This is a genomic window from Bacteroides sp. 41_26 (assembly GCF_949740115.1).
Taxonomy (GTDB): Bacteria; Bacteroidota; Bacteroidia; order Bacteroidales; family Bacteroidaceae; genus Bacteroides; species Bacteroides nordii.
Window position 1 is genome coordinate 42,707 of the sequence record NZ_CATJGZ010000086.1, and the last position, 19,299, is coordinate 62,005.

Below are 19,299 nucleotides of genomic sequence, written 5' to 3' on the forward strand. Positions count from 1 at the left end.
TCCGGCAGAGGTACGTGCTGCCAGATAAGAATCCTCACCCATATACTCAACACATAGGAGCACGGTATATATTTACCGCCGGCCCCAACACAACATTTATACCTCTGGCATTGCAGTCGCGTCCCAAAGACTTTCCATATTCATAAGCAAGTTCTTCATTCCAGGTAGCAGCCAGTAATACCGTAGCCGGATAAGCAGTAGATTGCCCATGAGTGCCCAGCCCCTGTGGTCCGTCAGACATTTTCATACGATGTATACCTAAACGATCGATATTCCTTGTATACATCCAATCAACTCCTCCTATATAAGACAGCTTTTCTTCCACTGTCATTTTCTTTAGAATATCATCCACCTTGCCATCAATATCAGAAGTATACCACTTCTGTGCCGACACTCCCAAAGGAGCCAGGATGATTAAAAACAATGCTATAATTTTCTGAGATTTCATGTTCTTTCCTACTATTATTAGTTTATGCCTTTCAATAGATACAAAAAGCGAACAGCCAAAAGACATCGACTTTCAGCTGTTCACCTTTCTTCAATATCACTTATTGTATGCTGTTCAATAAATCAACTTTCCCCTCATTAACCAATTTCAATATCAATTCACCAAACAGTGTATTTTGCCATGCAAACCAGGCACGGGTAAAATTGGCCGGATCATCTTTATGGAAGGATTCATGCATAAACCCTGTACCTGCATCCGTATCCATAAGCATCTTCACACAAGTCTTTATCTCTTCGTCATTCTGGCTTGTGAAAGCTTTCATCATAATACTCATCGGCCAGATCATATCATAACCGATATGTGGACCTCCGATACCTTCTCCGGCTTTTCCTTTGAAGAAATACGGATTGTCTTTGCTCCATACAAAACGACGCGTATTCTGATAGATCGGGTCATTCACATCCATATCGCCCAGATAAGGCATAGCTATCAGACTGGGTACATTCGCATCATCCATCAACAACTGATTTCCGAAACCATCTACTTCAAAAGCATAAATTGTTCCGTATTTGGGATGATTATAGGTTGCGTATTTCTTCAGTGCACCTTCCACTTCCTGCGCAAGATCCGTACATTGCTGAGCCAAATCAGTTCTCTGATTTACTGCTGTCAATATCTCTGCAGCTTTTCTAAGTGAAGATACGGCAAAAAAGTTTGAAGGGACAAGAAATTGCAGTGTTGTAGCATCATCCGACGGACGGAAAGAAGAGACTATCAATCCTACCGGATTTACAGGAGCTCCCAAACCATTATTATTCAGCGTATCGAGCGCACGCTCCGTTTTACGCTGGAACTTGTAATAGTCCACTTTATCCTTACGCTGCTGTTCCTTAAATGTTCTCAGAATATTGGTAATGGCCTGTATCCATTCGTTATCAAAAATACTGGCATCTCTTGTCTCTTTCCAGTACTGATAAGCCAATCGAAGCGGATAACAAAGAGAATCAATTTCCCATTTACGCTCATGGAGTTCCGGTTTCATATCCGTCAGGTCGCTCATCCATTCGCCCCCTTTCGCTCCATCATTAAAAGCATTTGCATACGGATCAATAATGATACACTTAAACTGCCGACGAATGACTCCTTCAAGCATTTTCTTCAGTTCCGGATCTTTGTTTACCAACTGTATATAAGGCCAAACCTGTGCCCCGGAATCACGCAACCACATAGCATGAATATCTCCCGTATATACAAAAGTGTCTGGTTTACCATCCGTCGTACGGTAATGTACAGTCGTTTCAAGTGTATTCGGGAAACAGTTTTCAAACATCCAGGACAATTTCTGATTAGTCAACAACTTCTTAACCCGCACAATTTCGGCCTCTACCGCTTTAGAGGTAAACAATCTCTTCTTCATCTCCGGCCGGTTACTCTTATAAGCGGCCGCCAGACAAGCCTGGTTGATTACAACTGTATTGTCTTTTGCTACAACAAAGTCGGCTGCATTTACATGGTTTCCGAAAAATAGAGCGGCTGTGATAGCACACAAACTGATGTTTTTCTTTTTCATTCGTCTTTATATTTTAGTTAATCAATTCTTTAATACCAGCGAGCCGACCATACATTTCTACCATAGCGGCCTGTGTCAGCAACCACTTTTTATCATCTTTGTCGTTTCCACTCAAATCTACGCTAAACAACCCCTTATCATCGCGGGCATTATTCCAAGCATATTCCAGACTTTTATTAAATGCATCCAGATACGTTCTATTTTGATCTTGTTGGTAGAGTTCGATAAAACCTCTCAGCATGACAGCACTGAACCAGATATCTCCTTTTTTCAGTAGCTTGAAAGATTCACCGGTAGCAGGTGTAAAGTCCATAAAGAAATAGTTATAGCATTCTTTAGCAATATTCTGCGCATCAGCCAGATACTCCGGTTGTCCGGTCAACTGATAAAGCAAAGCGGCAGCCTGCATCATTTGTCCGCTGTTGTATGCATACTTCGCTCTTCCTATCTTGCCATCAAGACGAATGTTATCAAAATAGAGATAATCTGTAGAGTCCTGCAAATGGGCTTTCGTCCATTCATACAATTCTTTTCCCTGCGTATAGTAGATACTGTCTTTCGTTGCTTTAAAAAGTTTCAATGCCAGAACAGCTCCCGGTGCATTGGAGCACGTATGTTTAGCTTCTTTTTTCTGCTCGCACCAGTAGATACCTCCCCCCAGCTGATCATCCATTCCACTCAGGATAAACCTCCATATCAACTGAGCTTTCTCAAGGTATGCAGCCTCTTGGGTCATTTGATAAATGTCCGTAAAGTCAATACCCAACCATACATTGTCATCATAAAACCGATCTGAAGGAGAAGAGGTACGGATATAAGACGAATAAGCGTGCGGCTCTCTTTTTATATCAAAATACTCTTCCAGCCCAGGCAAAACCCTTTCATCCAGTAATTCCTTATATTCTTTTTTACCACTTGCCTCATACATCGCATTTACCGCAGAGAACATGCCGGAGTAAGGCCAAAGATAAGAATACTGGTTAGGTAAATTTGCCTGCTCTTCTGATGCTAAATAGGTAACATTGCTTTGCTCATCAAAAGGGTAATTCTCCCGCAACAGGTTAACACCCGGCCGTGAATAACATTGATAGATAGAATCTAATGTTTCCTGTGCTTTGGCTAAATTAGGATTCATACTTACCTGTTCTTTGTGGACACAACCTACCAAAGAAGCAGCACATAACAAGCCTACTAAAAAATATCCTGCCTTCATATTTACTTTACAAATTAATTGTATTGATATTCATTTAATAATTCATTTCTTCTGTTTGTTATCCGTTATTTCGAATAAGCTGATGGCAAATCCGCTATCAATTGCAATCCGGTGATTTTAACTCTTGTGCCGAAAGTCGACAAGTTATCAACGAAATAAAACCGAAAAAGAAAAGAATGTTCTTCATGTCATTAAACCTGTACATTAATTTAAATTCAAAAACGAGTAATCATTATACCCGCCTTATTACAGAATTGTTATCCCAGCAACAATCTTTTTTACCCCTTTATACTATACCTATTGTTATTCTAATTAGACGTCACAAAACTATGACTCCAATTAGATTATCAGTATATATTTTTATGACATTAGTGTACTTAAAGACCCGAAAGACAGAGGAATAAACATATATGTCATAAAATCGTATACTTTTTAAATTCCCTTTCTACCATTATCACTCTTTTTTATTTAATTTTGCAGCAAGTACAGGAACTCTTTATATTAATCGTGACACACAACTATATTTTATGAGAACCTCCTATCTATACTATACCTTTTCACTTCTGCTATTTCTATTTAATATGACAAGTGAAATCAACGCATATAACCTACGGCAATATTCCAGCCAGAACGGTTTATCGAACAGTGCGATTCTATCTCTTTGCCAAGATAATAATGGCTTAATGTGGATAGGAACCTGTGACGGACTAAATATTTTCGATGGAACTACCCCACGACTGTACAAACCTGCAAATTCCCGTATTGGTTTCTCCGGCAATATCATAGGCAATATAATGGAGACCGAAGAAGATGTATTATGGATACAGACTAATTATGGTCTTGACCGCTTCGACTCTCACCAGCAGACGATTCAGAGCTTCAAGGAGTTCAAAGACATCAACAAAATGGCAAAGAGTGCAGCAGGAGACGTATATATCATCAAAGATGACGGTAACATCTATTATTTCAACCGGCACGACAAAGAGTTCAGAAGATTAGATGCAGGAACGGTTGTTTTTGAGAATGTCCTGCAAATAGTTGTAGACAGTTCAGACATTCTTTGGATTTTCTCTTCAGACGGTAGCAACCAAAGTTATGCAATAGAAAAAGAGAGGAACGAAATAAAACTCTCACCACGCAATCATTTTAATCACCCGGAGAAATTGCTTTGGGCTTCAACTGAAAATGACCTGCTCTATTTCATAGACAGTACTTACGCTTTCTATGAATATGACTTGAATAGCCAAAAGAAATATTATATCGTTGATCTCGAATCTGAGATACATCAACGCGGGGAAGTATCCTCCATTATAAAGAAACAAAATGATTACTATATCGGATTTAAGAGCAGCGGCCTGATCCAACTGAAGTATCAGCCCGACCAGAAAATAAAGTATATCATACAACCTACCGATATCCGCACCGGAATATTTTGTCTGCTGAAAGATAAATACCAGGACATCATTTGGATAGGTACAGACGGACAAGGAGTGTACATGTATTTTGCTGATACATTTTCTATAAAAAACACCCTCCTAAATACACCGGCCTATCAGATAAACAATCCGGTTCGCGCACTCTATCTTGATGATGAACAAACGCTATGGATCGGAACGAAAGGAAATGGGATATTACGCATGTTCAACTATCATCCGGAGGCAGAGACGGATATAAGCCTCAAAACAGAACAACTGCTGACCAACAACAGTACACTTACAGACAACTCTGTCTATTGTTTTGCTCCGAGTCATTGGAAAAGACTCTGGATAGGAACCGAGAACGGTATAAACTACTATTCGTATCCGGACCGGAAAATAAAACAGTTCCCCGTTCTGGCAGAAGGAAAAACAGTAAAGTATGTCCATTCTATCTGCGAACAAAACGATAGTACCCTCTGGATTGCCACAGTAGGAGAAGGTATTGTGAAAGTGTCTTTAAATGGTTCCGGTAGTTCTCCCACTGTAAAAAGTGCGGAAAGGATTATCCTGGACAAAGGCAAACGTGCATCCAACTACTTTTTTGTTTCTTTCCAGGAAAGTGATTCCGTCATGTGGTTTGGCAACCGCGGATACGGAGCCTATCGGATCAATACGCATACGGGGCAAATGAAAACCTATCTGTTTGATCAGGCGATAAAAAGCCAGACAGTAAACGACATCTTTGCTATTCTGAAAAATGATGCGGGATATTGGTTCGGTACAAGCTTCGGGCTGACGCGTATTTATAATGACGATTATTACATATATAACGAGACCAACGGTTTTCTCAATAATACGATTCATGGCATTCTTGAAGACCAGAAACAAAATCTGTGGATCAGTACCAATCAAGGTCTGGTAAGATTTAATATCCAAACCAATGCTGTGCAGACTTATCATCAGCGAAATGATCTGAAAGTGACAGAGTTCAGTGACGGAGCTTACTTTAAAGACAAACGCACGAATACTCTTTTCTTTGGTGGTACGAACGGTTTTATAACGATTAATGAGAACAACTCCACGGCCATAGAATATATGCCCGCCCTGCAATTCAATCGTTTGTCTATCTTTGGCAAGGAATATGATATATATGATTTCTTCAGGGAAGACAAAAAGCAAAAGGTACTGGAACTGGACTATAGCCAGAACTTCTTTAGCCTGTCATTCATAGCTATCGACTATGTCAATGGAAATAATTACACTTACTATTACAAGATTGACGGTTTGAGTGAAAATTGGATAGAGAACGGGCTTTCTACTACAGCTGTATTTTCTAACCTCTCCCCCGGACAGTATACACTATTGGTAAAATACCGGAGCAATATCACGGGAGAGGAAAGCACTCCCCAATCCCTGATTATCCGTATCATCCCTCCCTGGTACAGAACTACTATTGCTTACTCTATTTACTTTATGCTATTTCTCGGATTCGTATCCGGGTGTATTTACATGTTAATTAAGCGGTATCGGCACAAAAGGGATCGCATGATCGAGCAAATGAACCGCCAACAACGCAATGAATTGTATGAGTCTAAACTTCGTTTTTTTACCAATGTCACTCATGAGTTCTGCACTCCGTTAACCTTGATCTATGGTCCCTGCCAGAAGATATTATCACATACGGAAGCAGATAATTATGTTCACAAATATGCCACGATGATTCTACAGAACGCTCAGAAGCTGAATGCATTGATTCTGGAGTTAATAGAATTCCGTCGTTTGGAAACCGGAAATAAAACACTTGAAATAAAACAGCTCCCTATATCCGAACAGACGAAGGACATAGCCGAATCTTTCTGTGAACTGGCCGAGAGTCAAAAGATAAACTATCAATTGAAAATAGAAGAAGATGTTTACTGGAATTCGGATACCAGTTGCTTCAATAAGATAGTAAATAATCTATTGTCCAATGCCTTCAAATATACGCCGGAGAATGGAAGCATAATCGTAGAACAACGTATAGCAGAAGGACAGCTTTGCATTCGTATCTCAAATACGGGGAAGGGAATTGCTAAGGAGAATCTAACCAAGATATTCGACCGCTACAAGATATTGGAGAATTTTGAAGTGCAAAACAAGAATGGTATTTCTCCCCGAAACGGATTGGGACTCGCCATTTGCCATAGCATGGTAAACCTTCTGGACGGTCAGATTCAGGTAACAAGTGTACCCGGTCAGATCACCACTTTTGAAGTTACTCTGCCGGCATTGGCTGTTACAACAGCTTCTGTTCCCGAAGAAAGTATACTCACAGAACCACCTGTACAGGCAGATAACAAACCGGTTGAATTAGAAAATATACCGGCAACTTATGATCCTTCCAGGCAAACGGTAGTCATTATCGATGACGATCCTTCTATGTTATGGTTTATTTCCGATTTGTTTGCAGGCAAATACAATGTGCTTTCATTCGATAATGCAGCAAAAGCGATAGAACAACTGGAACTCAAATCTGCCGATCTGATTATCTCAGATGTAATGATGCCGGATATAGACGGAATATCATTCGCAAAAAGAGTGAAATCGAACAAGCTGCTTACACATATCCCATTAATCTTATTATCGGCGCTCAATAGTGTGAACGATCAGATGAAGGGCATTGAGTCCGGAGCAGAAGCCTACGTCACCAAACCTTTCAATGCGGAGTATCTGATGAAACTGGCAGAACGGCTTATCCTGCGGGAAAAAGAATTGAAGGAGTATTATAATTCAATACTCAGTACTTTCAAGCTGGACGACGGGCAATTCTTACACAAAGAGAATAAGGTGTTTTTTGAGAAAATGATGCAATTGATTGATAAGAATATTACCAACGATGAATTGTCTGTTGAATTTTTAAGCAGTTCCTTAGGGTATAGTACCCGGCATTTTTACCGAAAGCTGAAGGAGATTACAGAAAAGACTCCTGCCGATATCATCAAAGAATATCGATTAGCCATAGCGAAAAATCTATTGCTTACTACTAATTTGTCAATAGAAGAAATCATGGACAAATCGGGATTTATAAATCGCGGAACTTTCTATAAGATATTTTCACAGAAGTATAATATGCCTCCACGGCAATATAGAGAACAACAGAAGAAAAATTTCAAAGAGGTATCGGAACATAAATAATGTGTCAATATGCCAATTGGCTGCGTTATATCGGTACACCTCCCCCCTCCTTTTGAGTAAGGAAGGTGTACTGGTCTAATACTGTTATTTATCCTTCACCGACGAACGATCTCTACCAAGTAAAGGAACTCTATCTTTCCCGGTGAGGAGCGTTGTTTTACATGTACATGTAAAGCTGTTAAACATGTACATGTAAAGCAGCGTTAGATGTACATGTAAAGCAGTAATACATGTACATGTAAAACAACGTTCCATTACGACTCTCTGTGAGTTCGACTACGACTTTAGTAAGTCACCTTCCCTTCGATCGCCCAACACACTTCCGCATAAGAAAAAAAACAGGGTGATAATGCCACGCATTACCACCCTGAACTCTTTATAGTAAGAGAAACTTATTTATATTCCTGCCAGCTCTTTATCTGGATATCTTCCAGTTTCAACTCGCAGAATGCTTCAATAAATGCACTTGCCAAACGGGCATTGGTGATCAACGGAATGTTGTGATCAATAGCACCGCGACGGATACGATATCCATTCGTCAACTCACGTTTGCTATGATTCTTCGGGATATTGACAATCAAGTCAAACTTATGGTCAGCAATCATCTTCATCACGTTGTTTTCTGCTCCCGGCTTTTCATCGGGCCAGTACACCGGAGTGGTATCTACACCGTGTGCATTGAGGAAAGCAGCCGTTCCGGCAGTAGCATAAATCTTATATCCCTGCGCAAACAGAGCACGGCTGGCATCCAGCAAATCAACTTTTGATTTCATGGCACCGGAAGAGAACATAACACCTTTCTCTTTTGAAGGTATCTTAAATCCGGTAGAAATCATCGCATTCAGCAAGGCTTCGGAGAAGTCATCACCGATACAACCCACCTCACCGGTAGAAGACATATCTACACCCAAAACAGGGTCGGCCTTATGCAGACGAGAGAATGAGAACTGAGAAGCCTTCACACCAATCCAGTCGATATCAAAGGCAGACTTGTCCGGACGGCTGTACGGAGCGTCAAGCATGATACGGGTAGCTGTTTCGATAAAGTTACGTTTCAGTACTTTAGACACGAATGGGAAACTACGTGAGGCACGCAGGTTACATTCAATTACTTTCACCTCGTTGTTGCGAGCCAGGAACTGGATGTTGAACGGACCGGAAATATTAAGTTCTTTTGCAATCTGGCGGCTGATTTTCTTAATGCGGCGAGCTGTTGCAAAGTAGATCTTTTGTGCAGGGAATACCAATGTAGCATCACCGGAGTGAACACCGGCAAACTCAACATGTTCAGAGATGGCATATTCCACCACTTCACCATTCTGAGCTACTGCATCAAATTCTATCTCTTTCGTGTTTTCGAGGAACTGAGAAACAACTACCGGATATTCTTTTGAAACCTCAGCAGCCATCTTCAGGAAGTTCTCCAACTCTTCATCGTCATAGCAAACATTCATTGCTGCACCCGAAAGTACGTAAGACGGACGAACCAACACCGGATAACCTACCTTTTCAACGAAGCCTTTCACTTCTTCAAGACTGGTGAGCTCCATCCATGCCGGTTGGTCAATGCCCAGCTGATCGAGCATAGCAGAGAATTTATTACGGTTCTCGGCACGATCGATAGAAACCGGAGAAGTACCCAGTACAGGAACCGACTGACGATAAAGTTTCATTGCTAAGTTGTTCGGAATCTGTCCGCCCACGGAAACAATGACACCACGAGGCTGTTCGAGATCGATAACATCGAGTACACGCTCAAAGGAAAGCTCGTCAAAGTACAGACGGTCGCACATATCATAGTCAGTAGATACCGTTTCGGGGTTATAGTTAATCATGATAGATTTGTAACCTAACTTACGAGCTGTCTGTACAGCATTTACCGAACACCAGTCAAACTCTACCGAGCTACCGATACGATATGCACCCGAACCGAGAACGACTACTGATTTCTCATTCTTATAATAGTTTACATCATACCCTTCTACAGCATACGTCATGTAGAGATAATTGGTCAGTTCCGGATGTTCAGAAGCAATTGTGTTGATACGTTTTACAGCCGGAAGAACACCCAACGATTTACGATGTGCACGAACTGCCAGATTTTCTTTTTCCATATTGCCGGTCGGATTCAATACGAAACGAGCTATCTGGAAGTCAGAGAAACCAAGAATCTTCGCTTCGCGCATCACATCGGCAGGGATATCCTCTACTTTACTATAAGTAGAAAGTTTCACTTTATAGTCAACAATATTTTTCAATTTGCCAAGGAACCACGGATCAATCTTAGTCAGATCGTGGATACGGTCAATCGTATATCCTTGTTCCAAAGCCTGTGCAATAGCAAATACGCGCAGGTCAGTAGGATTAGCCAGTTCTTTGTCAAGGTCATCAAAAGTCACGTCATCGTTGCCTACAAATCCGTGCATGCCTTGCCCGATCATACGTAGTCCTTTCTGGATGATCTCCTCGAAAGAACGACCGATAGACATAATTTCACCTACCGACTTCATACTTGAACCGATCTCACGGGATACACCGGCAAATTTAGTAAGGTCCCAACGGGGAATCTTACAAATATAGTAATCAAGTTGCGGAGCCAGATAAGCAGAATTCGGAGTTCCCATCTCACCAATCTGATCGAGTGTATAGCCTAAAGCAACTTTGGCAGCAACAAATGCCAACGGATAACCGGTAGCTTTGGAAGCCAAGGCAGAAGAACGGCTCAAACGGGCATTTACTTCGATGACACGATAGTCATCCGTTTCGGAATTGAAAGCATATTGAATGTTACATTCGCCTACAATGCCCAAATGACGAATACATTTTGTAGAAAGTTCTTTCAGTAATGTAAGTTCCTTATCATCCAGCGAGCAGGTAGGAGCTACCACGATAGACTCACCTGTATGGATACCCAGCGGGTCGAAGTTTTCCATGCTTGCCACTGTGAAACAGTGATCGTTGGCATCACGAATTACCTCAAACTCAATTTCTTTCCATCCCTTCAGAGACTCTTCTACAAGAATTTGTTTGGAGAATGCAAATGAACTTTCAGCCAATTTCAGGAATTCTTCTTCGTCGGCACAAATACCGCTTCCAAGACCTCCCAATGCATAAGCCGAACGAACCATTACCGGATATCCGATGCGACGTGCAGCAGCAATGGCATCTTCCATATTCTCCACCGCCTGGCTGATAGGAGTCTTCATGTCAATTTCATTGAGCTTCTTCACGAACAAGTCGCGGTCTTCTGTATACATGATGGCCTCAACAGAAGTACCTAATACTTTCACACCATATTTGTCGAGAACACCATTTGTGTAAAGTTCAGCACCACAATTCAGCGCCGTTTGACCACCAAATGCAAGGAGAATTCCATCAGGACGTTCCTTCTTTATAATCTCTTCTACAAAGTAGGTTGTCACGGGAAGGAAATACACTTTATCAGCAATTCCTTCAGAAGTCTGAATGGTTGCAATGTTCGGATTAACCAATACCGAACTGATACCTTCTTCTTTCAAGGCCTTCAGTGCCTGCGAACCAGAGTAGTCAAACTCCCCGGCTTGTCCGATTTTGAGTGCTCCTGAACCCAGAACCAGGACTTTCTTCATTTCCTTTTCCATTTCTCTTGTTGTTATAATGTTGTTGTTTCTTAAAGTTACCACATAAAAAAAATGCGTTACCCTAACAAAAGGACTAACGCATTACCAAAGAACTAAAATATCGTTTTTGGAGAAAATAGAAGAAGTATACAGATTCCGGATGGAAAACATCCGAACGAAGATATTGCTTACTTCTTATTTCCTGTTGATTCATTGCTATTTTTAAAATTTGTGCAAAGTAACGACTTATTTCTATAAATACAAAAGATTCGGGAAAGAATATTTCCTACAAAGTAGTATTCGACATCATTTTGTTTCCTATATTTGCACCTCGTAAACATCAATAATTTCAAAACATGAAAAGACTTACACTTATTCTGTTTGCCGCATTATGTATTGCAGCAAACCTATCTGCTCAAAACAAACCAGGTAAAGGTTCATTTGGTACTGAAGTTCAGTTTAACCCGTTTGATCAAAACGGAGAAACGTTCAAATTGGACGGACTAAAGTTCCGCTACTTCGTAACAGACAAAGACGCTATTCGCCTGAAACTGGGATTCAATCTGGACCATTCTAACTTTACAAATAAAGAAGAAGGTGAAACACAGGCAGATTACACTTCGACCGAATTTAAATATAATGTGGGAGACTTCCGTCTGGATGCAGGTTACGAACGTCATTTCGATATCAGCAAAAGAGTGAACATCTATGTTGGAGGTTCTTTTGGATTCACCCGTCATTTTGCCTCCACTAAGTTAGAAACTGTTTCTAATGAACTCTCAACCACATTCAAGGGCGAAATCACCAATGGAGCCATTACCCCTGACTCAAATGCAGACGAGCTGGATATTGAAAATATGTTGCCAGCCGTGAATGACAGGGCTTACTGGGGAATCAATGCAGCAATTTTCACCGGTCTGGATTTTTACGTATACAAAGGACTCTATGTAGGTACAGAGCTTGGGCTGAAACTGGAGAACCGTAAATCGAGCAAAATGACTTACAGAGCAGTGGCAGATAAAACCAATTACCTCGAAGAAACGACCGATAAGGCTATTACAACAAAGGTTAAGACTTATATAGAACCGGTTCTCCGATTGGGTTGGACTTTCTAAACGATGCGATAGCCGCCTTTTTATTTTATCCTTTTTTATTCGTATCTTTGCCAAAGCGAAAATAAGCTGCACCTAATATATAAAAGTATAAAGAAAATGGGAAAAGAAAAGATCATATTAACGGGCGACCGCCCGACAGGTAGACTTCACATCGGACACTACGTGGGCTCTTTGAAAAGAAGAGTAGACCTCCAAAACTCCGGCAACTTCAGTAAGATGTTTGTCTTCATTGCTGATGCACAGGCTTTGACGGATAATATTGATAATCCCGAGAAAGTACGTCAGAATGTTATTGAAGTAGCTCTCGACTATCTGGCTTGCGGACTCGATCCGGCCAAAGCTACTATTTTCATTCAGTCACAGATTCCGGAACTTTGTGAATTGTCTTTCTATTTCATGGATCTGGTGACTGTATCACGTTTGCAACGCAATCCGACGGTAAAGACAGAAATCCAAATGCGTAACTTTGAGACGAGTATCCCGGTAGGTTTCTTTACTTATCCCATCAGTCAGGCTGCTGATATCACTGCATTCCGTGCAACAACGGTTCCGGTAGGTGAAGATCAGGAACCTATGATTGAACAGGCAAGAGAAATTGTACGCCGCTTTAATTACATCTATGGTGAAACTTTGGTAGAGCCGGAAATCCTGTTGCCGGATAATGCTGCTTGTCTACGTCTGCCGGGTACCGATGGTAAGGCTAAAATGAGTAAATCATTGGGTAATTGTATTTATCTCTCCGAAGATGCTGACGAAATACAGAAAAAGGTAATGAGCATGTTCACCGATCCCGATCATCTGCGTGTACAGGATCCGGGTAAGATAGAAGGCAACACTGTATTCACATATCTTGATGCATTCTGCCATCCGGAACATTTCGAGCGTTATCTGCCGGATTATCCGAACTTGAATGAGTTGAAAGCCCACTATCAGCGTGGTGGACTGGGAGATGTGAAAGTAAAACGTTTCTTAAATGCCATCATGCAGGAGACATTGGAGCCGATCCGTAACCGCCGGAAAGAGTTCGAGAAAGATATTCCTGCCATCTATGAGATGTTGAAACAAGGATGCGAAGTGGCAAGAGCCGCTGCGGCCGATACACTGGCAGATGTTCGCAGATCTATGAAGATCAATTACTTTGACGACGCAGATCTGATAGCAGAACAAGTAAAAAAGTTCAGCACTCCTGAAAAGTAAGCAACGTTGAGAATCATTTATGAAAATACCCCGCTACCGGTAAACCGATAGCGGGGCTTTCTTTTTTATATAATCCTATCTCTTAATTGTTAGATTTCACCAATACAACACGGTTCAGGATAGGTTGTCCGAATTTATCTACGCCACCATTACCATCAACGCTCAGACGGTTTGCTGAAATACCATATTGTTTAACCAATACATTCACAACAGCTTGTGCACGTTTCATACTCAATTCTTTATTGAAGCTTGGAGTACCTGTTGCAGAGTCTGCATATCCGTTTACAACATATTTAGTATCCGGGAATTTCTTCATCTGTTCAGCCAGATAAGACAAGTTCATTGCTTCACGAGGAGATATCTCGGCAGAACCAATATTAAAGAATACGGTACGAGGAGCGATATTAGCATCTACGATAACCTCTTGTTCCACAACTTCTGTTGTTGGCTGACTTTCTGCTTCCTGTAGTTGCTGTTGCAATGTAAGATTGGCAGCAGCCATTGCATTCATCTGTTCGCGCATATTTCTCAATTCCAATTCAGAGATAATCTGCGGGAACGGACGTTGGAATCCACGGTTCGGGAAACGATAAGTCAAACCTATAGAAGCTCCGAAAATACCATCGTAGTCGTGCTTGCCACCATGTTCACCATCAAATTTGCCTTCTACTCCCGTAGCACTTAACTCAAGATTGATATCAACTGCACTCGAAATACGGAAACGGTTTATCAAACCTGCATTTATTGTTAATGCATTTACGTGAGGTCTTGTGTAAGCATGAGTGAAACCAGCTCCCAAATAAGGAATCAACTCATATACACGATGTGAATTGTAACCACCAAAAAGGGCATTCAGATTGAACATAATATCACCATGCAGATTCATGTAGTCAAATTTCTGTTTGTAATATCCATCACCCAGTTCATTACCGGTTACATAAGGGGCAGTTTTATCGTATGTAAAACCTTTAGCTTCAAGTCCGCTATATTGCAAACGCAATCCCAATCCGGGAGTGAACCATTTACCAATTGCAACATTTAATACAGGACTGATACGGTCTTTGAACGCTCCGGCTTTATCACCATTTCCATAAAGCACCTGAGCACCTCCGCCAACAGAAAAGAACCAGTTACTCCAGAACGGGTTGGTTAACACTTGATATTTGTCTTGAACCTGAATTTCTTCAAACTCGGTTACAGTAACCTGCTGAGCAGAAGCTACAGCAGTAACGCCGGCAAACGCCAGCAACATTAGAATCTTTTTCATATACCTAAATAGTTAAAGTGGTTATTATTTTTCCTATTGAAACTGTTTAAATAACACCAAGGGAAATAAAAGGTTCTGAAAATAGATGATTTTATGTTTTTTCTTGTGAGAAAAGGAGAGTGAAGAGCCTGATGGAGCAGTCGGCATACTACTTTATGATTAGCTTTAATCTAATTGATGAATTGGCATATTGACAGATTATTAATCAGCTTTTTAAGTGAAACAGCGTTCTATTTCTATGGCACACGGATAAGCCAGATCAGGCAGATGACGACGGATCAAATTTTCTTTTCCCTGATTACCAATAAATGAAAGACCTGTTATCATCTGCCTGATCTGGCTCATCCGTGTGCCATATAGAAAACAAATCTATTAAGCTCATTTTTTTATCAATTAACCATCGCTTGGCGTACCTCCCTGTGCGGGAAGCACTATCTGAAGAGTTTCTCTATCTCTTCTTCCTTTATTGTGGAAAGTACCACTTTGCCATCGGGAGTATAGTTAGGGGCCACACAGGCAAACAGATTATCTACAAGATTCACCATCTCTTCGTTTGACAAAACCTGACCGTAAACAATAGCAGCAGCCCGAGACAAAGTCAGTGCCAGAATACTTTGTACTTCTTCTTTCACATCGCTACCTTTTTCCATTGCTGTGTGTAACATACTACGCACCAGTTCTACCGGATTCAACCCTTCGATACCAGCAGGAATTCCATTAATAGCATAACTTCCTCCACCCAGATCACTAAGTTCAAAACCCACAGCAGCAAGATCGTCCATAATACTTTGCAACACAGCTGCCTCAGAAACGGGTAATTGCAATATTTCCGGAAAAAGAACTCCCTGGGACATTCCTTGCTTTTGCTTAATCTGCATCATATAACGATCAAATAATACCCGGATATGAGCACGATGCTGGTCAATAAGCATTAGACCGGATTTTACAGAAGTAAGAATAAAACGCCCCTTAAACTGTAAATGCAAATTTCCCTTTTCCATAATAGGTTCATTAGCATATAAAGTCGGAGGAGTCACCGACTGAACCTCTGCATCAGTAGGAAAGAAATAATCCGGTTCTGCCTCTGGTTCATCGATAACAGGCCGATTCATTTTACTGGCCTTTTCCAATCCGCCATAAAGATCTTCCCAATCCACTTTTTGACGGGAATACCCCGCAGCGCTTCCTCCAGATCCGAAAGAAGAAGTTTTGAAAGGATTAAAGTCCGAATTATATTGTACACGTGGCGGCTCCGGTGGAAGATTTTGTTCAAAAGCCGGAATATCAGGCATATCTTCCGTATCAAAATCAATCGAAGGAACAGCATTAAACTTGCCTAATGACTCCTTAACAGCTGCTGAGATAATCTGCCAGATAGCCTGTTCATTCTCAAACTTGATTTCGGTCTTTGTAGGGTGAATATTCACATCAATATTAGCAGGGTCTACCTCAAAATAAAGAAAATAAGAAATCTGTTCACCTACCGGGATCAACTGTTCATAGGCATCCATCACAGCCTTATGGAAATAGGGATGCCGCATGTAACGCCCGTTTACAAAGAAATACTGATGGGCGCCTTTCTTACGAGCGGTTTCAGGTTTGGCTACATAACCCGAAATTTTTATCATCGTTGTATTCACATCCACACTCAGTAATTGCTGATTAAGCTTTTTACCAAAAACAGCGAGAATACGTTGCCGCAAAGAACTCACCGGAAGATTGAATAATTCCGAATCATTACTATAAAGCGAAAAAGCCACTTCGGGATGTACAAGAGCAATGCGTTCAAATTCAGTAAGTATATTACTAAGCTCTGTAGAATTGGCTTTCAGAAATTTTCGACGTGCCGGGATATTGAAGAAAAGATTCTTAATAGAAAAATTACTCCCTTTGGGACAGGATACTGCTTCCTGACTTTCGACTTTAGAACCTGCAATAACCAATTTCGTTCCGAGTTCTTCAGCCTCAAGGCGGGTTTTAAGTTCTACTTGTGCTACAGCCGCGATAGATGCCAGCGCTTCACCACGAAATCCCATTGTACGCAAAGCAAAAAGATCGGATGCTTCACGGATTTTAGAAGTTGCATGACGCTCGAAAGACAAGCGGGCATCTGTTTCAGACATTCCCTTTCCATCATCAATAACCTGTATACAGGTCTTACCCGCATCAGTCACTAATACATGTATATTGCAAGCTTCAGCATCAATCGCATTTTCTACCAACTCTTTAATGACAGATGCCGGACGTTGTATCACCTCACCAGCTGCAATCTGGTTAGCAACTGAATCTGGCAACAAATGAATGATATCACTCATAATATTTAGTAGTTAGAATTTAGTAGTTAGGAGTAAGCAGGAGTTAGGACATACCTCCCTCATAAATCATAGCGCCCAACTACCGGTTTGCAAATAATGCCAAAGGAAAAGCAACAGGGCAATAATCAAAAGGATCACTCCCAGATGTACAGGTTTTCGTCCACTTTCCTTACGGCGTTTCAGATGAGTAGTTCCCTCTACGAACTTCCCACGAATATCTTCCGGAGAGAACTCTTTTTCAGATAGCATACCCAATTCGCGCTTGGCCTGCTCTTCCATTTTATCAAGCTTCTCTTTCCGCTCGTTCACGTAAATGTACTGATGATTAAAGCGACGCGGCTTTCTCATACCACTATTAAACATTCCCATAGAGCTATTTCATATTAATTAATTCACGCTTGGGCGAATTTAATGGTTTTCGGGTAGATTTACGCAATGTTTCACCCTCTTTTTTACCTCTCCATTCAAATATATCCTCTTTATTTTGAGGACGTATATAATCGAACCACACAAATGTAGGCAACCTCATTTTGTCCGAAGGAATCTGATCCATCGGATAAAGCACTCCATCCGATTTCGGACTCATGACCATCCTTTTCATTTTGCGGTCTTTCAAATGCATTGTTAACAAACTGGTTTGCGAAGTATTCATACCAATCATAGTACTATCCTCCTCTTGCGGATAGAAAATCACAAGCACATTGGCTATAACATCGACTTTCCGCATTTCCCCTTCATCAAAATACGCTTTAATTTCTTTTCCGGACACCTGGTTATAGTGCAACGAATCTTTCATCTCTACCGTCAATGCCTGGTTGATAATATGTGCCCAGTCAATCGTACTGTCATTCAGGTAGATTTTAATTTCTTCTCCCAGTAACTGCTGTCCTTCATTCCAAAGAATAGGGTCACGGTACATTGTCACACAAGAGTCTTTTGAATTATAAACCAATGAATCACAAACGCCCTGAACATCAGTTCTATACATACGAACTTTATGATAAGCCCGCATCTCACGAAACATAGAATCAGTATTCAGATGAGATGTAACCATCATCAAAGTATCAGCATGCATGAAAAGACTATCTCCTTGTGAATAGTCAATAGCGACTGCACGTTTTGTAGCAAAAGCACTGTCAGTTAGTTCATTATAGAAACAATAATCACCAGTCAACATATTTCTATTAATGCTGTCATTCATTATCACGTTGTCAAAGGCTTCTCCATAACCTAACTTACGGTCATAAAACAGACTGTCTCCGGTCATTCGTTTCCCCTCATTGGTCAACACAGAGCGATCAAGTAACTCAGCCTGTTCCGTCAATGTATTATAAATACCCCGTTCCGAATAAATATGATTCTTTTCATTTACTATCTCAGACGGACCGAGAATAGTGGCCACTTTAGACAAAGTATTATACTTTAAAGTATCTGAGGTAAGAATAAACTGGGGATTTACTAACTTGACATCATGATTGAAAACAGACTGCTTCGTAGCAGGACTGTACTCACCCCAGTCAGAAGTAAGTACATTTTCTTCATCCATCAATGTACCACCTTCGAAATAATATCCAAGATCATAAATACGATCATAATTCAGACTATCGGTCAACAAAGTCGTATTCCGATTAATCATCTTTACGTTTTCACGAAGCTGGGCTAATTGGGATATTCCATCATAATACAGGTAATCACCATAAATAAACAATGTATCCCCCTGCTCCATACGCACATTGTTGAATGCTTCAAATGAGTTCGTATTTTCATAGATCAACGCACTGTCACAATACATATACATACTATCATGACGCAACTTTACTGAACCGATAAGCACCTGCACATCCGGACGGGCCAATTTGTCTGCCCTCCCCTCATCAGCATGCAGAAGATCCACTTTCGTTTTTTTCTTCTGAGGCTTCTGTTGTGGTTTCTGCCCCTGTGCCCAAAGAAGGTATACACCAAACAAGCATAGCATCCCCGTGA

Annotated in this window: 12 protein-coding genes; 3 read left to right on the forward strand and 9 right to left on the reverse strand. The window is 41.0% G+C overall.

Annotated features, from left to right (window positions below; genetic code table 11):
- Positions 1-46 precede the first annotated feature (46 nt).
- From QX565_RS12805 to QX565_RS12815, 3 genes are all read right to left on the reverse strand, one after another.
- Positions 47-448, reverse strand: coding sequence for a glycoside hydrolase family 3 N-terminal domain-containing protein (locus QX565_RS12805; protein WP_255585631.1), 402 nt, complete (start codon positions 446-448; stop codon positions 47-49).
- A 100-nt stretch (positions 449-548) separates the two neighbouring features.
- Positions 549-2,018: a glycoside hydrolase family 125 protein gene (locus QX565_RS12810; RefSeq protein ID WP_289292946.1), complete on the reverse strand. Its 1,470-nt coding sequence runs from the start codon at positions 2,016-2,018 to the stop codon at positions 549-551.
- 13 nt (positions 2,019-2,031) lie between these two features.
- On the reverse strand, positions 2,032-3,231 hold the full coding sequence (locus QX565_RS12815; protein WP_289292947.1) for a glycoside hydrolase family 76 protein: 1,200 nt from the start codon (positions 3,229-3,231) through the stop codon (positions 2,032-2,034).
- Between the two features lie 527 nt (positions 3,232-3,758).
- Between QX565_RS12815 and QX565_RS12820 the strand changes: the two genes are divergently transcribed.
- Complete coding sequence (locus tag QX565_RS12820; protein ID WP_321029027.1) at positions 3,759-7,823, forward strand: two-component regulator propeller domain-containing protein; 4,065 nt, start codon at positions 3,759-3,761, stop codon at positions 7,821-7,823.
- Between the two features lie 392 nt (positions 7,824-8,215).
- On the opposite strand, the gene carB is transcribed toward QX565_RS12820, so the two are convergent.
- A complete protein-coding gene (carB, locus tag QX565_RS12825; protein WP_289292949.1) occupies positions 8,216-11,443 on the reverse strand; it encodes a carbamoyl-phosphate synthase (glutamine-hydrolyzing) large subunit in 3,228 nt (1,075 codons plus the stop codon).
- A 335-nt stretch (positions 11,444-11,778) separates the two neighbouring features.
- Here carB and QX565_RS12830 point away from each other — a divergent pair, with 335 nt between their 5' ends.
- Together QX565_RS12830 and trpS are read left to right on the forward strand one after the other, a co-directional pair.
- On the forward strand, positions 11,779-12,537 hold the full coding sequence (locus QX565_RS12830; protein WP_122201951.1) for a BT1926 family outer membrane beta-barrel protein: 759 nt from the start codon (positions 11,779-11,781) through the stop codon (positions 12,535-12,537).
- A gap of 96 nt (positions 12,538-12,633) precedes the next feature.
- The gene (gene trpS / locus QX565_RS12835) at positions 12,634-13,734 is read left to right on the forward strand and encodes a tryptophan--tRNA ligase (protein ID WP_195571415.1); all 1,101 of its coding nucleotides are present in this window, start codon (positions 12,634-12,636) and stop codon (positions 13,732-13,734) included.
- Between the two features lie 82 nt (positions 13,735-13,816).
- On the opposite strand, the gene QX565_RS12840 is transcribed toward trpS, so the two are convergent.
- The 5 genes from QX565_RS12840 to QX565_RS12860 form a co-directional block, all read right to left on the reverse strand.
- Positions 13,817-15,001: an OmpA family protein gene (locus QX565_RS12840; RefSeq protein ID WP_025867898.1), complete on the reverse strand. Its 1,185-nt coding sequence runs from the start codon at positions 14,999-15,001 to the stop codon at positions 13,817-13,819.
- Positions 15,002-15,214: 213 nt separating this feature from the next.
- Positions 15,215-15,346, reverse strand: coding sequence for a hypothetical protein (locus tag QX565_RS12845; protein WP_255585636.1), 132 nt, complete (start codon positions 15,344-15,346; stop codon positions 15,215-15,217).
- 86 nt (positions 15,347-15,432) lie between these two features.
- Complete coding sequence (gene mutL / locus QX565_RS12850; RefSeq protein ID WP_221649775.1) at positions 15,433-17,316, reverse strand: DNA mismatch repair endonuclease MutL; 1,884 nt, start codon at positions 17,314-17,316, stop codon at positions 15,433-15,435.
- 66 nt (positions 17,317-17,382) lie between these two features.
- Positions 17,383-17,685, reverse strand: coding sequence for a hypothetical protein (locus tag QX565_RS12855; RefSeq protein WP_221649776.1), 303 nt, complete (start codon positions 17,683-17,685; stop codon positions 17,383-17,385).
- 4 nt (positions 17,686-17,689) lie between these two features.
- Positions 17,690-19,291 (reverse strand): OstA-like protein, encoded by a 1,602-nt coding sequence (locus QX565_RS12860; RefSeq protein WP_412664139.1) that lies wholly within the window; start codon positions 19,289-19,291, stop codon positions 17,690-17,692.
- Positions 19,292-19,299: the final 8 nt, after the last annotated feature.